The organism is Streptomyces sp. TRD_SC_5 (assembly GCF_056836825.1).
Window position 1 is genome coordinate 59209 of sequence record NZ_JBWZZS010000001.1, and the last position, 17072, is coordinate 76280.

General features: G+C 65.8%; 15 protein-coding genes and 1 pseudogene. 10 read left to right on the forward strand and 6 right to left on the reverse strand.

Features of this window, described 5'->3' with window-relative positions; all coding sequences use genetic code 11:
• Positions 1-13: 13 nt before the first annotated feature.
• Positions 14-331 (reverse strand): hypothetical protein, encoded by a 318-nt coding sequence (locus tag AC1P0E_RS00280; RefSeq protein ID WP_482740103.1) that lies wholly within the window; start codon positions 329-331, stop codon positions 14-16.
• 608 nt (positions 332-939) lie between these two features.
• Here AC1P0E_RS00280 and AC1P0E_RS00285 point away from each other — a divergent pair.
• Together AC1P0E_RS00285 and AC1P0E_RS00290 are read left to right on the forward strand one after the other, a co-directional pair.
• Positions 940-1125, forward strand: a pseudogene (locus tag AC1P0E_RS00285) (winged helix-turn-helix transcriptional regulator); the annotation flags it as partial.
• 292 nt (positions 1126-1417) lie between these two features.
• Positions 1418-2272: an ISL3 family transposase gene (locus AC1P0E_RS00290; protein WP_482745604.1), complete on the forward strand. Its 855-nt coding sequence runs from the start codon at positions 1418-1420 to the stop codon at positions 2270-2272.
• A 305-nt stretch (positions 2273-2577) separates the two neighbouring features.
• Here AC1P0E_RS00290 and AC1P0E_RS00295 read toward each other — a convergent pair whose 3' ends face one another.
• Both AC1P0E_RS00295 and AC1P0E_RS00300 read right to left on the reverse strand, forming a co-directional pair.
• Positions 2578-3054: a hypothetical protein gene (locus AC1P0E_RS00295; RefSeq protein WP_482740104.1), complete on the reverse strand. Its 477-nt coding sequence runs from the start codon at positions 3052-3054 to the stop codon at positions 2578-2580.
• 97 nt (positions 3055-3151) lie between these two features.
• Positions 3152-6604 carry an ALF repeat-containing protein gene (locus tag AC1P0E_RS00300; RefSeq protein WP_482740105.1) on the reverse strand — a complete coding sequence of 1151 codons (3453 nt, stop codon included), beginning with the start codon at positions 6602-6604 and terminating at the stop codon, positions 3152-3154.
• Between the two features lie 829 nt (positions 6605-7433).
• On the opposite strand from AC1P0E_RS00300, the gene AC1P0E_RS00305 reads away from it, so the two are divergent.
• From AC1P0E_RS00305 to AC1P0E_RS00315, 3 genes are all read left to right on the forward strand, one after another.
• Complete coding sequence (locus tag AC1P0E_RS00305; RefSeq protein WP_482740106.1) at positions 7434-7946, forward strand: hypothetical protein; 513 nt, start codon at positions 7434-7436, stop codon at positions 7944-7946.
• Positions 7947-8031: 85 nt separating this feature from the next.
• Entirely contained in the window at positions 8032-10221 is a 2190-nt protein-coding gene (locus tag AC1P0E_RS00310; protein ID WP_482740107.1) for a trypsin-like serine protease, read from the forward strand.
• 211 nt (positions 10222-10432) lie between these two features.
• Positions 10433-12565 (forward strand): glycerophosphodiester phosphodiesterase family protein, encoded by a 2133-nt coding sequence (locus AC1P0E_RS00315; protein WP_482740108.1) that lies wholly within the window; start codon positions 10433-10435, stop codon positions 12563-12565.
• 233 nt (positions 12566-12798) lie between these two features.
• On the opposite strand, the gene AC1P0E_RS00320 is transcribed toward AC1P0E_RS00315, so the two are convergent.
• Entirely contained in the window at positions 12799-13128 is a 330-nt protein-coding gene (locus tag AC1P0E_RS00320) for a hypothetical protein (RefSeq protein ID WP_482740109.1), read from the reverse strand.
• Between the two features lie 61 nt (positions 13129-13189).
• On the opposite strand from AC1P0E_RS00320, the gene AC1P0E_RS00325 reads away from it, so the two are divergent.
• The 4 genes from AC1P0E_RS00325 (at position 13190) to AC1P0E_RS00340 (ending at position 14757) form a co-directional block, all read left to right on the forward strand.
• Positions 13190-13603: a hypothetical protein gene (locus AC1P0E_RS00325; RefSeq protein WP_482740110.1), complete on the forward strand. Its 414-nt coding sequence runs from the start codon at positions 13190-13192 to the stop codon at positions 13601-13603.
• A 310-nt stretch (positions 13604-13913) separates the two neighbouring features.
• Positions 13914-14069 (forward strand): hypothetical protein, encoded by a 156-nt coding sequence (locus tag AC1P0E_RS00330; protein ID WP_482740111.1) that lies wholly within the window; start codon positions 13914-13916, stop codon positions 14067-14069.
• Positions 14070-14093: 24 nt separating this feature from the next.
• Positions 14094-14291 carry a hypothetical protein gene (locus AC1P0E_RS00335; protein ID WP_482740112.1) on the forward strand — a complete coding sequence of 66 codons (198 nt, stop codon included), beginning with the start codon at positions 14094-14096 and terminating at the stop codon, positions 14289-14291.
• 124 nt (positions 14292-14415) lie between these two features.
• Positions 14416-14757: a hypothetical protein gene (locus AC1P0E_RS00340; protein WP_482740113.1), complete on the forward strand. Its 342-nt coding sequence runs from the start codon at positions 14416-14418 to the stop codon at positions 14755-14757.
• Here AC1P0E_RS00340 and AC1P0E_RS00345 read toward each other — a convergent pair.
• Entirely contained in the window at positions 14754-15086 is a 333-nt protein-coding gene (locus AC1P0E_RS00345) for a hypothetical protein (protein ID WP_482740114.1), read from the reverse strand. The two genes, AC1P0E_RS00340 and AC1P0E_RS00345, sit on opposite strands and share 4 nt — an antisense overlap.
• A gap of 219 nt (positions 15087-15305) precedes the next feature.
• On the opposite strand from AC1P0E_RS00345, the gene AC1P0E_RS00350 reads away from it, so the two are divergent.
• Positions 15306-16175: an IS5 family transposase gene (locus AC1P0E_RS00350; RefSeq protein WP_482740115.1), complete on the forward strand. Its 870-nt coding sequence runs from the start codon at positions 15306-15308 to the stop codon at positions 16173-16175.
• Here AC1P0E_RS00350 and AC1P0E_RS00355 read toward each other — a convergent pair.
• The gene (locus tag AC1P0E_RS00355) at positions 16162-16701 is read right to left on the reverse strand and encodes a DUF6461 domain-containing protein (RefSeq protein WP_482740116.1); all 540 of its coding nucleotides are present in this window, start codon (positions 16699-16701) and stop codon (positions 16162-16164) included. The genes AC1P0E_RS00350 and AC1P0E_RS00355 overlap by 14 nt on opposite strands.
• Positions 16702-17072 lie beyond the last annotated feature (371 nt).

Below are 17072 nucleotides of genomic sequence, written 5' to 3' on the forward strand. Positions count from 1 at the left end.
CGGGACAACTCACCTAATGCATCAGCTCGGAGTGGGGATGCTCTGGGGCTGCCGGACAGATGTAGAGCTGTTGGTCGCGGACGTCGCTGATCTGGACGGCGGTCGGTTGCCTTGGAGCAGGGTTGGTGCCGAGGGGCGCGGTGCGGGTATTGCGGGGGACGCGACCGCGGTTGTACACCTCGATGCCTTGGGCGCGGAAGAAGTCAATCACGGCCTGGCCCTCCGTCCCGGTGTGGCCGGAGGACGGGATGGGGTGTTCTCGGTCTTCGTTCGGCAGCCAGCTGCTGGTGTCGTCGCCCTCGAACGTGGCGATGGCCAGCAGGACATCCATGTCGCTGTTGCAGGCGGGGCAGAGCCGGGGGGGGCGTCCCAGCGGGGCCAGCCGCTGACTTTCCAGCCGGGTGCGCCGGCCAGCTCACGGTCGCAACATGCAGGCACGGGAAGCCGGCCGGGGATCCGAGGACGCCGTGCAAGCGCTGCTACCAGAAGACCCTTCGTCGCTACGCCTGGTCTCGACAAGCACGTAGCGGAGATGCGGACAGTGCTGACCAAGACTCCTGGGGCATCGGGGGAAGCGGTTGGGGCACGTCTTGATAGGGATCGGGCCGTCACTTCTCATCGACAACCGCGGACCAGTCGATCACCAAGTGCCTCCGGAAACCGTCGACATGTCCCTAGAGATCAACGAAGCCACTCAGGTGGTACGGCGCGGTTCGATGCCCGTCTTGTCTTACAACGTCATGATTCTGACTAGCTACCGTTGCAACGCCTCAGGGTGACCTGCCGTGGCGTGGTCTGAGAGTCTGCCGGCGCGATGTATGAAGCGATCGTCGAGGTTGGCCGTGGTTGTGCTGGCGTGGGCAGCCTGCCTGGACGGCGACACCGGAGGCAGAGCCCTTGATTGGCATTCCTCTCCCGCCGTTGCTGCGGCGCCCCTACTTGGAGCGCGAGGGCCTGGTCACCCGCCGTAGGCTTCCGCCTCCTGGCGCCGCGTACGTCTACGAACTCACCGACCGTGGGCGGGATCTGCGCCCGGTGCTCACCACCCTCGCGACATGGGGCGCACTCGCGCTGGGCGAGCCCCGGCCCACCGACGCGGTGCGGGCCCACTGGTTCGCCGTACCCGACTCCCCTCCCCCGGGTGGGCACGGATGACGCAGACCCTCAACAGTTACCCGCCCGCTCTTCTTCCGTTGAAGATCGGCAGAAGGCATCACGGGCGGTGGGCCGCCCCATGCGGTGGCGTCATTTTTTGGTTCTGGCACAGATCTTGGGGAGCCGTCGCGGAGCGTTACCTCGATGTTCGATTGCGAGGGACTGGCTCGTGCGAGACGGCGTACGCCTTGGCGTCTGACGGCCAGAAGTGACGCTCCCTCAGGTGTATTCCGTTTGCTGCTCTGGTCGGCTGTGGACGGTGATGGTGCTGGTCATTCAGATCGATGCACCGTTCTGGGACTCGCTGGTGTTCGACGGGATCGACGATGTGGAGGTCGAGGCGGTTGCGGCCGCGTTCGGCACGGTCGAGGTGGTTGCGAGAGGCCGCGCGGCCGCGGCGGCGTGTCCGAACTGCGGCTGTTTCTCGGACCGGGTCCACGACCGTTACCAGCGCAGGCTTAGGGACCTTCCGCTCGCTGAGCAGGGCTTTGTGATCCGGCTGACGGTCCGGCGTTTCATCTGCGGGTCGGCGGGCTGTCCGCGTCGGACGTTTGCGGAGCCGTTCTCCAGGCTGGCTGCCCCGTACGCCCGGTTCACGACTCGGCTCAACCGTGCCTTGGAGCGAGTGGGACTCGCGCTGGCCGAGCGGACCGGCGCCCGCCTGGCAGCCCAGCTGGGATTCGGCGCGGGAAGAATGACCTTGTTACGCAGGGTCATGGCACTGCCTGATCCGCAGTTCAGCACACCGCGGGTGCTGGGCGTGGACGACTTCGCGATCCGTCGTGGCCAGACCTACTCCACGGTCTTGACCAGCGTTGAAGACCATCGCGTGGTCGATGTGCTCCCGACTCGTGAAGCGGGTCCGCTGGCCGCCTGGCTGCTCCGCCATCCCGGCGTGGAGATCATCTGCCGGGACCGGGCGGGCGCCTACGCCGAGGGTGCTCGCCGCGGTGCCCCTGGGGCTCTGCAGGTCGCCGACCGGTTCCATCTGTGGCAGGGCCTGGGCCGGGCCGTGGAGACCTGCGTCGCCGCCCACCGCGACTGCCTGCGCAACCCGACGCCCAGCGGCTTCCTGCCGCAGGACACCGCTCGCCCACTGACAACGGCCGGGGAGTGACGGTGATCACCGGACGGGTAGGGCGGCACCGTCGGCAGGCGCTTTTGAGGGCGTCGGCGACCAGGTCGGTCCGCAAATGACCGGCGGTTGCCCAGCCGAGGGCGGGAGGCGATGTCGATGACGGTGGCCGGGGACAGTGATCACGTGTCGCCGCCTGCGGTGACGGCCTTGAAGTCCCAGCCTCCCGCATCAGCCTGGCGACGCGGCGCCGTCCGCATCTCTCTCTCGCGTGGTGCCGGTCAGTCCTCCAGGTCAGGCCCGGCACCCTTGCCAGCGGGATCGCCCAAGATCAGGATTAGCAGATTTCAGTGGGTCATATTCTGAAGATCGCGAATTGCTGGATTACTCCCCATACCCGGATGCTGATCGACAATCACTTGAATCCCGGAACGAATAAATCGATACACCACCTGACCGTATTCCTCGATACCGCAGGAGGCCTTTACAGACTCACTCCAGGTTGGGGAAAAGACAAGACGGTCACCCTTCAGGGAGATGTGAATCTCCGATGAATCCTCAGTGAAGCTTATTCCCCCCTGGCCGGCGTTGCGAAGTCCCTCGACCGAATATGCGAGGCAAAACATGAAATCAATGAGAGGGAGGCGATCCTGCGAGATAATTTCCGTATCGTTGACCGTGAGTGTAACAGGGTAGATGAAGTAGGTGTAGCGAAGGAACAACGTGGAGAGTTCAGCCCAGTTGATTTCGCCCCGCAGCGCAGCGCCCTCAAGTTCGGGGGGCGTATCCCTACCGAGTTCAGGTGTGAATTCGATGCTCAGCATGTAGAAACCTCGCGTAAGGAGACGTTTGTTACATGGAAGGGGAGTACCGCCCGGAGTGGGGTCCCCTCCGGGCGGCCGCCCAAATGGATCGGCAATACTATACCGGATGCGCAGTAACGACGGCCCCGCTATCCGCGTCCAGGATCACCCTGATCGTCGATGATATATGACCGCCCCTTTTCGGGGCGACCCTACCTACGGGATTCGATGGACCGAAATTGCATGTGAATACAAGCCCAGGGCGCCCACCCGTATTGGTGGAAACGTCACCCTGCCCTACCGCTTCCTGAATTCTTTTCTTGAGGCGTTCGCCTTTGACGAATTTACCTTCGAATACTCCCTTGCCATCTGGGTCCTCGAGCCACTCCTTTCCGCCGGTTCGGTGGGCACTCTGCACGTGGCCCCAGCCGTCGCTACCGTCAGGGCGCGTCCATTTGACGATAGGACGGTATGCCCTGGATCCGGTGACGGCACCCTTGACCGTGACGGCTCCCTTGGCGAAGCCTTTAATTTTACCGAAGGGGGTGACGGCGGCGACTGCCCATCCGCAGTTTGAATTGAAGCCGAATTCGTTCCAGCAGTTCTTGAAGTCGGCGACTCCGGAGATCTGAGCAAGAAGCTCCATCGTGGCACGATCCTGCTGGCGCATCTGGTAAGCGGCCAGAAGACCTTCGGCGGGTTCTCCGAAGACGGTGCAGATCCGTGTGCCGAGGGGGTCTGGCGTGCCCGGAAGCGTAGGGCTGCCTGGGCTGATGGCGTCGGCGTAGACGAGGCACTGGCGGGAGTCGCTCCGCTCAAGTGCTTGCCGCTTCCGCAACTGTTCGGCTGCACGCCGCTTTGCAGCCTCTTCCTGGGTCCTGAGTACCGTTACGCGGTCCCAGGCTTCGTCAGCGGCTGCGTCTGCCTCTGCAGTGCTTTTACCGGCTTCGATGGCATCGGCTCGTGCCTGGCTGGCGGAGTCCCTGGCTGCGTATGCGGAGTCCTGTGCGTAATTGGCTGAGAATTCCGCTTGAGCTGCGGATTCCCCAGCTGCGTCGGCGTCCTTCTCCGCGCGCTTAGCGGCGTTGCGGGCGGTAGTGGCGGACTTGGCTGCCTGGTTGGCGCTGACTGCGGCTTTGTCGGCGGATGCGTCGGCGTCTTTTGCGTACTTGGCCGCAAGATTTGCGCTTTTGTCCGCTTCGGTGGCGGCATCGCTGGCTTCGTCGGCCGACTGGTTGGCCTCTGCTGCGGCCTTTGCGGCGATCCAGCGGTTTTTCTGAGCCTTGGCCGCGATGAGGGAGCCTTCGGCGATGAGGCGCTCGACCTGGGCGATGTGAGTGTCAGCGAGTTTGTCTTTGCGGTCGGCCATGTATTGGCCGACCTCGACGAAGCCGTGCATCAGGTCCGGTGCGCTGCCTGCCAAGGCGATCTTGGCTGCGGCCTTCACTTCAGGGCCGCCGCCGTTGATCAGTTGGCTGGCGGTGACGCGCTCGTCGGCGTTGCGGGCCTTGTGCTGGCCGCTGCGGATGAAGGTGATCAGGGCGTTGGCGCTGCCGTCGTTCAGCGCGGTTTCGGCGGCTGCCTTGACACCGGGTCCGCCCGTGGCGTGGATCTGGGAGACCGTTACGCGGTAGTCGGCGAGACCTGCCTCGTACTGGCCGGTGGTGTGGAAGGCCCGGAGCTGTTCGTCAGTGCCCTGGAGGGCCTCGGCCGCCGCAGTACGAACGTTCGGGTAAGGGCTGGTCGCAGCCAGGTTCTGCACCTGCTGGCGGATCTCATCGCGTTCGGCCTCCGATGCGCCGATGCGCAGATACTCCAGCACGTCTGCGTCGGTACCGGACAGGGCTGCAGCTGCAGCGTCCTGGCGCCAGGCACCGAAGTGCTTCATGACCCGGAGGGCAACGGCACGCCCCTTGTCCGCCACGGTCGCGGGGTCGGCGTCAGGCTTATTGGCCTCGACCACGAGGGCCTTGAGATCCGCGTCGATGGTGCGGCCCTCGACGACGGTGCCGGCAAGCGCAGTACCCAGCTCTTTGGTGACGCTCTCGTACGTCCGTGCCCGCTCGATGCCGGCGGCGGTGCGGGTGGCGAGGTCCTCGTCCTCGGTTTCCCGCGCAATGGCGAACGTTTCCTTGGCGGTAGCAACTGCCTTGTCAGCTGCTTCGGCTGCCACCTTGGCAGCCTTGGCGTACTTGGTGGCGTCGGCAGCAGCGTCGGCGGCCTCGCCGGCGTGTGCTGCAGCGTCCTCGGCCGCGTCGGCGGCGTTGTCGGCGTGCTTGGCGGCGGAGTTGGCCGCATCGCGCGCGCCCAGCGCAGCAGTGGCCGATTTGCGGGCCAGGGACTCGGCCTTCGAGGCGGCCTGGTTGGCCGCGTTGGCGTGCCGGCGGGTCTCCGCGGCTGCGGCCTTGGCCTCGGCGGAGGATGCGCCCGCGGCGGCGGCGTGGCCGGCGGCTTCGTCGGCTGCGTCCGCGGCGAGATTAGCGTTGGCACCCGCGCTGCGGGAGGCGGCGGCCGCGTTGGCCGCGGCCAAAGAAGCCTCTCCCGCCCGCTGGGCGGCCACGCCGGACTCGCGGGCCAGGTTGGCGGCATCACGGGCAGCCTTGGCCTGCGTTGCCGCGTTCGCTGCCTGGTTCTTGTCCTTGCCGGCTGCGATCGCGGCGTTGTAGGCACGGTTCGCGGCGTCGGCCGCGGCGGCAGCCGCGTTGGCGGTCTGTGCGGCGGCCATCGCCGCGATCCGCGCCGACTGGTTGGCGGAATTCGCCGCCTTGATGGCTGTCTGTGCGGCATCGGCGGCGGCGCGCGCGGCGTCGGCGGCTTGCTTGGCCTTGACCGCCGCACGTTTGGAGTCGTTCTTGGCAGCCTCGGCTTCCTTGGCTGCCTTCTGGGCGGCCTTCTTGGCCAGGTCGGCGGCCGCGTCGGCTTTCTCCGAGGCTTCCTTCGCGGACTTCGTGGCGTCCTCGGCCTGCTTGCCCGCCTGCTTGGCCTGCTCAGTCAACTGGGCGATGGTGGCGTGTTCCTGGTCACGGTTACGCGCCACGAACTGGCCTATATAGAGGAACTCGATAATGTCGTCGTAGGTCCCCCGCAGCGCCAACTTGCCTGCGGCTTTCACGTTCGTGCCACCAGCACCGATGATCTTGGAGACCTGGACTCGGTCGTCGGACTCACGTGCGGTGTGCTGGCCCAAGGCCAGGAATTTCTCAATATCCTCCGGAGTGCCCTGGAGGGCTGTCCCTCCGGCCTCCTTGACGCCTGCCCCGCCCAAGTTGATCAGACGCGAGACCTGCACTCGCTGGTCCTGCAGGTCGGGGTCGACCCATCCCCAGGTCAGAAACGCACGCACGTCCTCCGGGGTGCCTTGCAACGCCTTTTTGGCCGCGCCGCGTACACCGGCACCGCCAGCGTTGAGGACTCGGCTGACATCGACACGGTCGTCGGCAAGCTCTATTTCGTCCTTGCTGGCCAGAAAGGCTTGAACATCCGCGTCGGTGCCCAGAAGAGCCTGTTCGGCGGCCTCCTTGACCCCGGCCCCCCCGGTTTTCCAGTACGCCACCACCAGCGCCCGGTCCACAGCCGGATCTGGTTCGACTGCGAAGGCTGGTGACGCCCCTATCAGCCCCGTGATCAGAGCAGCGGAGAGCAGCGTGGCGATGGCGCCGCGGGAACCGCCGCGACGTGCTTGCCGTCGTTGCGGAAAGGAGTGTCCCCACACTCTTCCGGGTGAGCGTTCCCGTATTTTCACTTGGTTTCCTTCGTGCCGGATTCTCATGCGGCGGCTCGATGCCACGTGTGACGGGTGCGGCTGTGCACGTCTCAGGAGAAGGGCAGGTTGAGGTTGGTGGGTGGTATGCGCGATGGACCGCGGCATTGACAACGTGCCTGTGTGCGCGTCCGTGCAGGCGAAGTGACCTCTGGCTCACACGTAGCCGAGGATCTTACATGTGCTTTATTCGCAGGCCGGGCGTCGGGCTCGCAACTCGGCTTCGTCCGAAACGCGTTAGGCAACCTGGCCGGATCCTGTTGCTGGCGGATTCACTTGCTGTAGCTCAGTGAGGCAAGAATCTGAGACAGAAGGCGCTTCGCGGATCCTTGCAGCTTGTGACTTCGCCTGTATGCGTCACGCTTGCATCGTAGTTTCCACAGAGAGCGCTCCCTTCCCGACCTACGAGGCGCAACGTATGCCAGCCTGTGCGCTGATGGCCCAATAGCCGATGTGTGGGATCTGCTGCTCGAGGTCTCGGTGTGACTGTAGGTGCCATGCGGGCTTGAGACGGGCCCGGACAGTGTGACATGACGGTTCAACAGGTGCGCCAATCCGAGGACGGGTTGGGGCACCTACTTGTGCTTTACTCCTGGCATCGAAGGAGCTGTTCTGCTCCTGACTTCCCGGAGAGACACACATGGCGATAACGCGTGCCCGCAAGGCACTCCTGCTGGGTACCACCACTGCCGTGGCAGCCGCATGCCTCGGCTTCACTGCTTTCACCGGCGCCCACGCGGCGCCGCGGGGGCTGGAGGCGGCGCCGCGTGCGGCTGGTGAGATGCCTGCGATGGTGGAGAACTTCAACTACCCCGGAGCTGAACGGGTGCTCGAGGAGCGGAAGATCAGACTGAAGCGTGGTGATGGCCGTATCACCCTGGTCAATTGTGACGAGGCGTGGAACATCAAGGTCGAGTCCCGTCTGGACAACGCCGGTTACTGCTTCCAGGCGACTGCCAAGACGGGCTTCCTGACCCTTGAGCTTCCCGATGCCTACGGCATCTGGACCGAGAACCACCCGGTCAAGGCAACCCTGTCCGCGGAGGGTAAGGAAACCGTGGTGAACGTGCCCAAGGACGAGTACAAGCCGGTCGGTGAGTCCGGCGGTTCCGGCCTCAGGTCCGTCCTCGTGGAGCTGCGCGTCACGGGCTGACCCCCGCACCTGCTCATCCTCCTTTCGCGCACGTCCAGCCCGACGAGTTGGCGTGTGCGTCCCTTCTGAAAATCTTCGGGAAGACATGTCTCACATACGCTCTCGTGCAGGACTGGCCAGCACTGCGCTCGCCACCGCCGTAGTCGGCGTTGCCCTCTCCGGTGTCCCGGCGCATGCCGTCACCGGGGCCGTGGCTGCTGAAGGCAGCCTGGCCTTCACCACCCGTATCGACATCGGCGCCGGTGACCGTGCCTGCACCGGTTCCCTGGTCGACCCTCAGTGGGTGCTGACCACCGCCTCCTGCTTCGCCGACGACCCCGACCAGGGCTCCCAGGTCCGTGCGGGCAAACCGGCCAAGCGCACCACCGCAACGGTGGGCCGCACCGACCTAACCACCACCACCGGCCAGGTCCGCGACGTCGTCGAGCTGGTCCCGCGCACCGACCGTGACCTTGTCATGGCCCGTCTGGCCAAGCCTGTCACCGGGATCACCCCGGTCAAGATCAGCGAGACCATGCCGACCACCGGTGAGACCCTCACCGTCCCCGGCTACGGCCGCACCAAGACCGAGTGGTCCCCCCTCAAGCAGCACCAGGGCAAGTTCACCGTCGGCACCATCGGCACCGACTCGCTCACCATCACAGGCCAGGACGGTGCCGCCGTCTGCGCCGGCGACAGCGGCAGCCCCGCCCTGCGCAACAGCGGCGGCACCTTCGAACTCACCAGCGTCAACAGCCGCTCCTGGCAAGGAGGCTGCTTCGGCCAGGACCCCGCCGAAACCCGCACCGACGCCCAAAGCGCACGCCTGGACAACTTCAAATCCTGGATCGACACCACCATCCAGGCAGCCCGCATCACCGATTTCAACGGCGACGGGGTACGCGACATCGCCATCGCTGACCCGGCGGCCACAGTGGGCACGACGACCAGCGCCGGCCTGGTGCGGGTCATCTACGGCGGGGGCAAGGGCACCGCCGAGATCTCGCAGGGATCTGCCGGCGTCTCCGGTGACCCGGAGGCCAGCGACTGGTTCGGCGAGCAACTGGCCACCGTCGACTACAACCTCGACGGTTACACCGACCTGGTTGCCGGCACCCCGTCAGAGGACATCGGCGACGCGGCCGACGCCGGCCTGGTACAGATCATCTACGGATCGGCCGGGGGTCTGACCAAAGGCTTGGCAGCCACCCCGCTCGAGCAGGGCAAGGGCGAAGGCTCCCTCCTGGCCAGCGGGTCTGAAGCCGGCGACCGCATGGGTCACTCCGTAGCTGCCGGCCTCACGACTGTGGGCGAGGCTTACCTGCTGATTGGTGTGCCCGGTGAGGACCTGGATGGCATCGACGACGTCGGTAACGCCTACTACGTGCGGGGAAATGCCAGCACCTCTATCAACCAGGGCAAGAACGGCGTAGCCGGGAACATGGAGAAGGGCGACAGGTTCGGCACCACGGTCGCCGGCTCGCCCGAGCACCTGGCGGTCGGCACTCCTCACGAGGCCATCGGTGACCGCGCCGACGCCGGGTGCGTTTTGATCTTCAAGCAGGAGCTCACCGGTGGTTTTCCCACCCCTGTCGCCGACGCCAATCAAGACGACGGCACCATCACCATCAGCGGTTCCGCAGAGGCCAACGACGACTTCGGCGCAGCCCTGTCGATGACCTCCTACCGCACAGCAGCCGGTAACTCGACCACGGCCACCGACTCGATACTGGCTATCGGCGTCCCCGGTGAGGCGCACGGCGCCATGGGAGATGCCGGTCGGGTGGTCACTGTCAGGATCACCGCGAAGGGACAGGGGACCCAGCTCAGCGACATCAGCCAGGCCCCTGAGGATGTCTCCGGCGTCGTCGAGGTAGGGGACCGGTTCGGCAGCGAGGTGGCAACCGTCAATACCCGGCCCGGAGCGGTGGCGACGACGAAAACCATGCTGCTTGCGGTCGGCATGCCCGGCGAGGACATCGGGACGACCGCCGACGCGGGCTCGGTGAACACCTTCTCCCTGTTGGGCTCTCCCGGTGCCAGTGATGTCCCCGTCGAGCCGGGGAAGGGCCTGCCGGGGACCTCGGGTGCTGGCGAGAAGCTCGGTTCCACCCTCCACGCCACGGAGGAAAGCCTCTACATCGGTATGCCGTACGGTCCGGCACCATACGGCAGCCTCTACAGCGTTCTTTGGCGCAACGTCACCGACGCAGGCACCGAAGCCGTCACCACGTACCAGCCGGGAAGCAACGGTCTGCCCGCCAAGGGCAACCGCTTCGGCTACGCCATGCGCTAGCCCTCACTTGAATCTCGGGTGGCAGTGCACCACTGCCACCCGAGACTTCTTTTTGCCCCAGGCTCCGGCACTGCGGGCAGAGCTGCCCCCACCGGCCCAGAGCACCTCCGCCACCCCATGGGACGACCGGGTAGCGCGTCCACCCGCACCACCCGCCGGCGCAGTAGTAGCCGTACCACGACCAGAAAGCAGTTGTTCCGTGCGCCCAAGCATGCGCAAAACCCAATGCAACGTCCTCAGCTGGCTGGTCCTCTCAGCAGCCTTAACCACCGCCTGTGTCGCCCAACCGCTTGGGACGGATGGCAAGGTCTCCCCGCTGAGCGCCGAATCTGCGGTTCTGGCCCCCCTGCTCGAACAAAGGGCTACGTACCACCTCGAGGAAGCAGAAGGTGAGCACCGAATAGCCGGAGGCAAGCGGACGGACTTCTTCGCCGCAGTGCGCGGTGGTGCTCGGCTGGGGGTTGCTGGGCATGCTGGGACCGGTTTGAAGCTGAACGGTTCGACGGCGTATGCGGCGACGGCACGGTCGGTGGTGGACACCACGAAGTCGTTCTCGGTGTCGGCGTGGGTGAAGCTGGATCGCAAGGACGCGAACTACACATTCTTGTCGCAGGCCGGCATGAGGGCGAGCGGTTTCCAGCTGTACTACTCCAAGGCTTACGACCGCTGGGTGTTCAACCGCCACGCCACCGACACCGACGACACCAAGATCGTGCGCTCGCTGAGCGCGGAGGTTCCCCAGGTAGCGACCTGGACGCACCTGACCGGCGTGTACGACGCGAAGGCCAAAAAGATCCAGCTGTTCGTCAACGGCAAGGCGCAGACAGCCACAGACTTCACCACCCCCTGGCAGGCCCAGAGCGGCCTGCAGATCGGCCGCCTCCACCACCAGGGAACCTGGAAGGAATACGCACCCGCCACCATCGACGACCTACGACTCGTACAATCCACTACCACCCAGCCGGACGTCACTGCGATCATGGCCGGGCAGTCGCCGGATCACCTCCAGGAGCTGGTTACCTTCCCCCTGGACGAGACCGCCGGCACCACCCGCGCAGGCGGCGGCGACGGGGACGGGCTGGCCGCCACCATCGCCGGCGGTGGTGCTCGGCTGGGGGTTGCTGGGCATGCTGGGACCGGTTTGAAGCTGAACGGTTCGACGGCGTATGCGGCGACGGCACGGTCGGTGGTGGACACCACGAAGTCGTTCTCGGTGTCGGCGTGGGTGAAGCTGGATCGCAAGGACGCGAACTACACATTCTTGTCGCAGGCCGGCATGAGGGCGAGCGGTTTCCAGCTGTACTACTCCAAGGCTTACGACCGCTGGGTGTTCAACCGCCACGCCACCGACACCGACGACACCAAGATCGTGCGCTCGCTGAGCGCGGAGGTCCCCCAGGTAGCGACCTGGACGCACCTGACCGGCGTGTACGACGCGAAGGCCAAAAAGATCCAGCTGTTCGTCAACGGCAAGGCGCAGACAGCCACAGACTTCACCACCCCCTGGCAGGCCCAGAGCGGCCTGCAGATCGGCCGCCTCCACCACCAGGGAACCTGGAAGGAATACGCACCCGCCACCATCGACGACATCTCCATATCCCAAACCCCCTCGCCGGCCGCATGCTCGGTGACCAAGGCGATCGGTCACCGAGGTGCACCCTCGATCGCTCCCGAAAACACGCTGCCTTCCCTTGAAGGCGCTGTGGACGCTGGGGCGGCCTGGGTGGAGACAGACATCCGGTACACCAAGGACGGCGTGCCTGTGATCATGCACGACGCAACCGTCGACCGCACAACGAACGGAACGGGTCGCGTCGATCAACTCACCGCCGACCAGATCGCCGAGCTGGCCGTGGACGGCGGGGGCCGTGTCCCGACATTGACAGAGGTACTGGCTTCTCCCAAGGTGAAGTCGGTGCATGTGCTCCTCGAGATGAAAGGCCCCCAGAAGACCGAAGCGGTCCACGAGGCCCTGCGAGTCGTCGCCGAAGCGGGCATGACGAACCGGACCGTATTGCAGTCCTTCGACGAGAATGTCGTTCGTGACGCCGCTGGCTTCGAAGGTGCCCCCGACCTCGCACTGCTCCGCTCGACGCTGGACGCCGATCCCGTTGCCACCGCACAGGAGTTCGACCTAACCGCCTATGCCGTGAAATTCGGCGAGCTGGCCGGGAAGCCGAGCGTGGTGAATGACCTGAGGGCAGCCGGAGTGCAGACCTTCACCTGGACCGTTGACCGTGAAGACGACTGGGCAAGGGCGATCGACTGGGGAGTCGACGGCGTTATCACCGACCGCCCGGATGCGTTCGTCCAGTGGCGCGAGGCGCACTGCGGAAACTCCTGATCGATCAGGCGCCCGCTCCATTATCCGGCCCGGGTCGACGGCTCCCCACCTACGGCAGGCTGAGTCGAAGCCGTGGTGCTTAAGTGCAGTGCCCCGCCACGGCGGTGTGACACTTGGTTCGGCCGCCGCGAGACCACGGCGGAATGTGTCGGCGGGGCCGCCGGTGCCGCAGAGGATGAAGTTGATCCGGATGCAGTCCTGCAGGGCTTCGAAGTAGTCGCAGGCGCCTGGCTTTATCGAGCCAGAACTACTAGACATCGATGAAGCCACTCGCAGGTGCCGTCCTTCGCGAACGTCGCAGACCAGTGCTCGTACAACTGTTCCACCATGTGCTCACCCGCCGGATCACCGTGGGCACCGCTGGTGCGGGCAGGCGTCGGGAGGCAGGCTGAGAAGTGCGCCGGATCGGCACCCGAGGAGGGCCTGCCCATGACGTTCTTCCTGATCCTCTCATCGCGGCGATCGTGCTGGGCCTCATCGGCGTCGTCGCCGAAGGGCTGTTCTAGCTGCTGATCATCGGCATCGTGGTGTTCGGCGCGGCCCTGCTGTACCTCACTCTGCATCTGCGGAGCTCCGGCCGGCGCCGCCGTTGAGAGGCGGCAGGCCGAGGAAGGAAAGCACCCGATGACGAAGGGGCTGATGCGGGAGGCCGCGGTGCTCCTTCGGCGTCGCGCGGCCGAAGCCATCCAGTCCCCTGACGAACGGTGGATGATGGACCAGGACGAGACGGGCGCTCTGGTCCTGGCCGTGTTCACTCCGGAGGACATCGAGCCGGACGGCACGGTGAGCAGCAGCATCCTCGCCTCGTTCGCCTACCCCGACAGCCCGCAGCGGTCCACACACGCGCGGGCACTGGGGGCGGCCTCTCATATGGCCGCGCTGGACCCACCGACCGCAGTGACCCTCGCCGCCTGGCTGGAGACCACGGCATCGTTCGAGGACGGGGCCGAAGAACTCGGAGAGGTCGAGGGGGCGGCGCCGCTCGTTGAGCCGGCGGCCCGTTTCGCTCGTGCCTACCTGCGGACGACGGAAACGTAGCGACGCGGAACCGGGGCCGGCCGTGTGCCGACCCGCCCAGGTGCTCTTCCTTCGGACGACCACCGGGGCCTTCGGCTTTCCCGCTGGTTACGCCGCAGCCCTGGTTCGCGCCAGCGGTGATCCAGCCGCATCACCGCTTCGAGTGGCGCGTTGTTCCCAAGCCGTGGGTGCCTTGGCCGGAAGCGTCCCCCGGTGGCCTGGGGGTCGGCCATATCGGAGCAGAGCCGACCGCCCTGCTCGCCGTAGTCGAAGGAGTCCACCGCCTCATGGCCGACGCCGCGAACGCCCCTTCCGCAACCGTACCGCCCGTGTGGTCACGATCGTCGCCTTCGGAATCGGCGTCGCCTTCACCGGCTTGTGGACGTTCATTTCTGTCCCCCAGCTCATGGACCTCATCGCCGACCAGGACATCGACGCCCCGGTGCTTCTGGCCATCGCGGTCGTTACCGGGCCCGCCCTGTTCTGAGCCTTCATCGGTCTCGGCTACGGAATGAGCGCCCTCGGCTGGACTGCCGGAATCGCCAGCACCGGCATCCTCGTCAGCCTCACCTACGCGTACCTCACCGCGGCTGCCGATGACCACGGCTTCACCTACTGGCTGTTACTCACCATGATCGTCGCCTGCAACCTCGGTGCCTTCTGCGTGACCCCTTATGCCCTCGTTCGCGGCACCCTCGGGCGCCGTTGACCCGTCGCGTATCCGCAGGAGTGCCGGCGTTCCAGGGAGGACGAAGTGGCCGGAAGCCCAGCCCGCCCCGGCCCGGCGCTGACACACTCGGCAGCGTTGTGATCACCGAGTACTGACGGAGGACATGTTGAGCCAGCCGGAGCAGCCCTGGCAGCCGGGCCCGAACGATCTGCCCTTCACCACCCACCTGATCAACCCGCACGGTGACCGGCACCTCGGGTTCAACGACGTTGAGGGCCGCTTCTACCGGCTGTGGCAGCACCGCCAGCCCGAGGCGCTCCACACCGGCGACGCGATCCTGCTGCGTCCCAGCGACATCGACCAGATCATCAAGTTCTGCATGATCTGGGTGAAGAACCACCCCACCCACCCGCGCAGCAGTGATCTGTCGGACGAAGTCGCCGCCGGGGCCGAGGCCGTCGTCCTGCACTTCGCCCAAGCCGCGCAGGCCCCCGTACAGCGCTAAGCCGGCCCCTCGCTCGCCGCGCCCCACCGACCGATGAACTCGTCCAGGGCGCGGCGCTGCTGTTCCTCGCGGGCGATCTGCCTGGCGAGCGCGGTGCGGTCGATGTACGGGTCGACGGCGGCCAGGACCAGGCGCTGCAGCTCGTCCGGTTCGAGGGCTTCGACCTCCCATTGGACGGGGTGTGCGGGGTCGAATCCGTAGCGGGCGGCGAATGCCTTCCACCGGGAATCGCCGCGCTTGCCCTCGGTCGCGGGCAGCTCGTACGCGCGCACCTGGTCGTAGGTGAGCAGCACCCGGGTGACCGAGCTCCAGCAGCCCGTGCGTTCCACCCAATCCCGCTCAATGTCCTCGCCGGAGCAGTCGAAGTCGCCGACGTTTCTCCGGGGCTCAATGAGTGTGCGGTGGGAGTCTTCGCAGCTCAGAGGCAGTTGAGTGATCCTATCTTGTGCCACGCCTGTGGTGATGGGCGCAACTGGCATCCGCCCAGCTCACCGGGGTGAGGGCGACTCTCTCCCAGCTCTCCAAATAGACCGACCCCGAGATGACCCATGCCTCTCTCCACGCGCCGGCGCCGCTACCCCTCCGACACCTCGGTCGCGGAATGGGCGCTGATCGAACCACTCCTGCCCGTTCCGGCATGCCGGACCAAGAAGGGCGGCAGACCGGAGAAGTGGCACCGCCGTGAGGTCGTCGACGCGATCCGTTACGTCGTCGACAACGGCGTGAAGTGGCGGGCCCTGCCCGCTGATTACCCGCCCTGGCAGACCGTCTACTACCACTTCGTCCGCTGGCACCGGCGGGGAGTCGTGGCGATCCTGCGTGACCAGCTCCGCCGACAGATCCGCACTGGCCAGGGGCGATGCCCCTGGCCAGTGACACTGATCGTTGACTCGCAGTCGGTGAAGGGCGCGGACACCGTTTCCAAGGCCACCCGCGGCTTCGACGCGGGCAAAAAGATCAATGGCCGCAAGAGACACATTGCAGTCGACACCCTCGGGCTCCCCGTGATGATCACGGTGACTCCCGCCAGCATGACCGACCGCGATGCCGCCCGCGAACTCCTCTGGCGCCTGCGCGTGATGCAACCGCAGATCACCCAGGTCTGGGCCGATTCCGCATACGCCGGACAGCTCATCAACTGGTCCGGCGACTTCCTCGACATGACCCTCAAGACCGTCTCGCGGCCTCGCGGCGCGAAGGGCTTCGTGGTCCTCCCCCGCCGCTGGAAAGTCGAGCGCACGCTTGGCTGGATCATGAAATCCCGCCGCAACGTCCGAGACTACGAAGGCCTCCCCCAACACTCGGAAGCACACCTGACCTGGTCACTCGTCACATTGATGACCCGGCGCCTGACCCGAGGCAGCAAACGACCGGACTGGTCCAGGAAACCAGACGGCCGCAGCCCTACGGAGGAGTGAGCTGAGCGCTGAGAACTGGCTCGGTGAGCAGGTCATTAACAGCCAGCCCGACACCCAACCCCTCCGCAAGCCGAAGGTACAGTTCGCGTGGAGTCAAGGGGCCGTAATCGCCGGTATCCGGGTCCGCACCGTGCTTCCGCAACTCGGAGTTAATACGCGAGGGCGAACCCCCTACGAGATCCTTCAGCTCCGTCGTCGCATACCAGCTGAACGCGCTGAGCAACTGACCGTCTTCTGCGTACATGAACTCCGCCGGGCCCTCACCCCAAGCCAGAAAAACGCCGGCCGATCCCGTTGAGATGTCGCTGATCAGCTGCGGGTCGTCGAAACACCGCCAGCTGGAATGCTCCCAGACCCACGCCCAGTCACCCCACTGGCCGGCACTCACGACGTAGGCATCCATCTCGAACAGGAGGCTCCCGAACTCGTCGTGGAAGTCCTCCTGATCCCGGACGGCCACGGTCGCCGCATCGGCACCCATCCGTTCCAGGAGCTGCAAGGCCGTGATGCCCTTCACGAACGTCATGCTCACGAACGGAAGATCTTTTCCGACCATCCAGCCCAAACCAGTCACCAGCATCCCCCGCACCCTGAGCTTCTACGACCAAACGACGCCATCACAGACCTCGCGGTTCGCACACTCTCATCATCTCGATCAGCGCCGCCATAGTCCGGGGACTCTTCGGGTTCTCAAACAGGCACTATCTTGTCGTTTAACGACTCCGCTGGGCAGGCAACGGTGCTGGGGCAGCGATCGACGTAGGTCTATCCCCAACAGCGTCTTGCCCACCATCCGTCGTCGGGCGAGGCGAAGGGGTCGGGCCAGGTTTTGGCGATGTAGAGGTCGTCGAGCGGTTTCACCAGACGCCGCAGTTCACGCGCCGCGTGTGGCGGAAG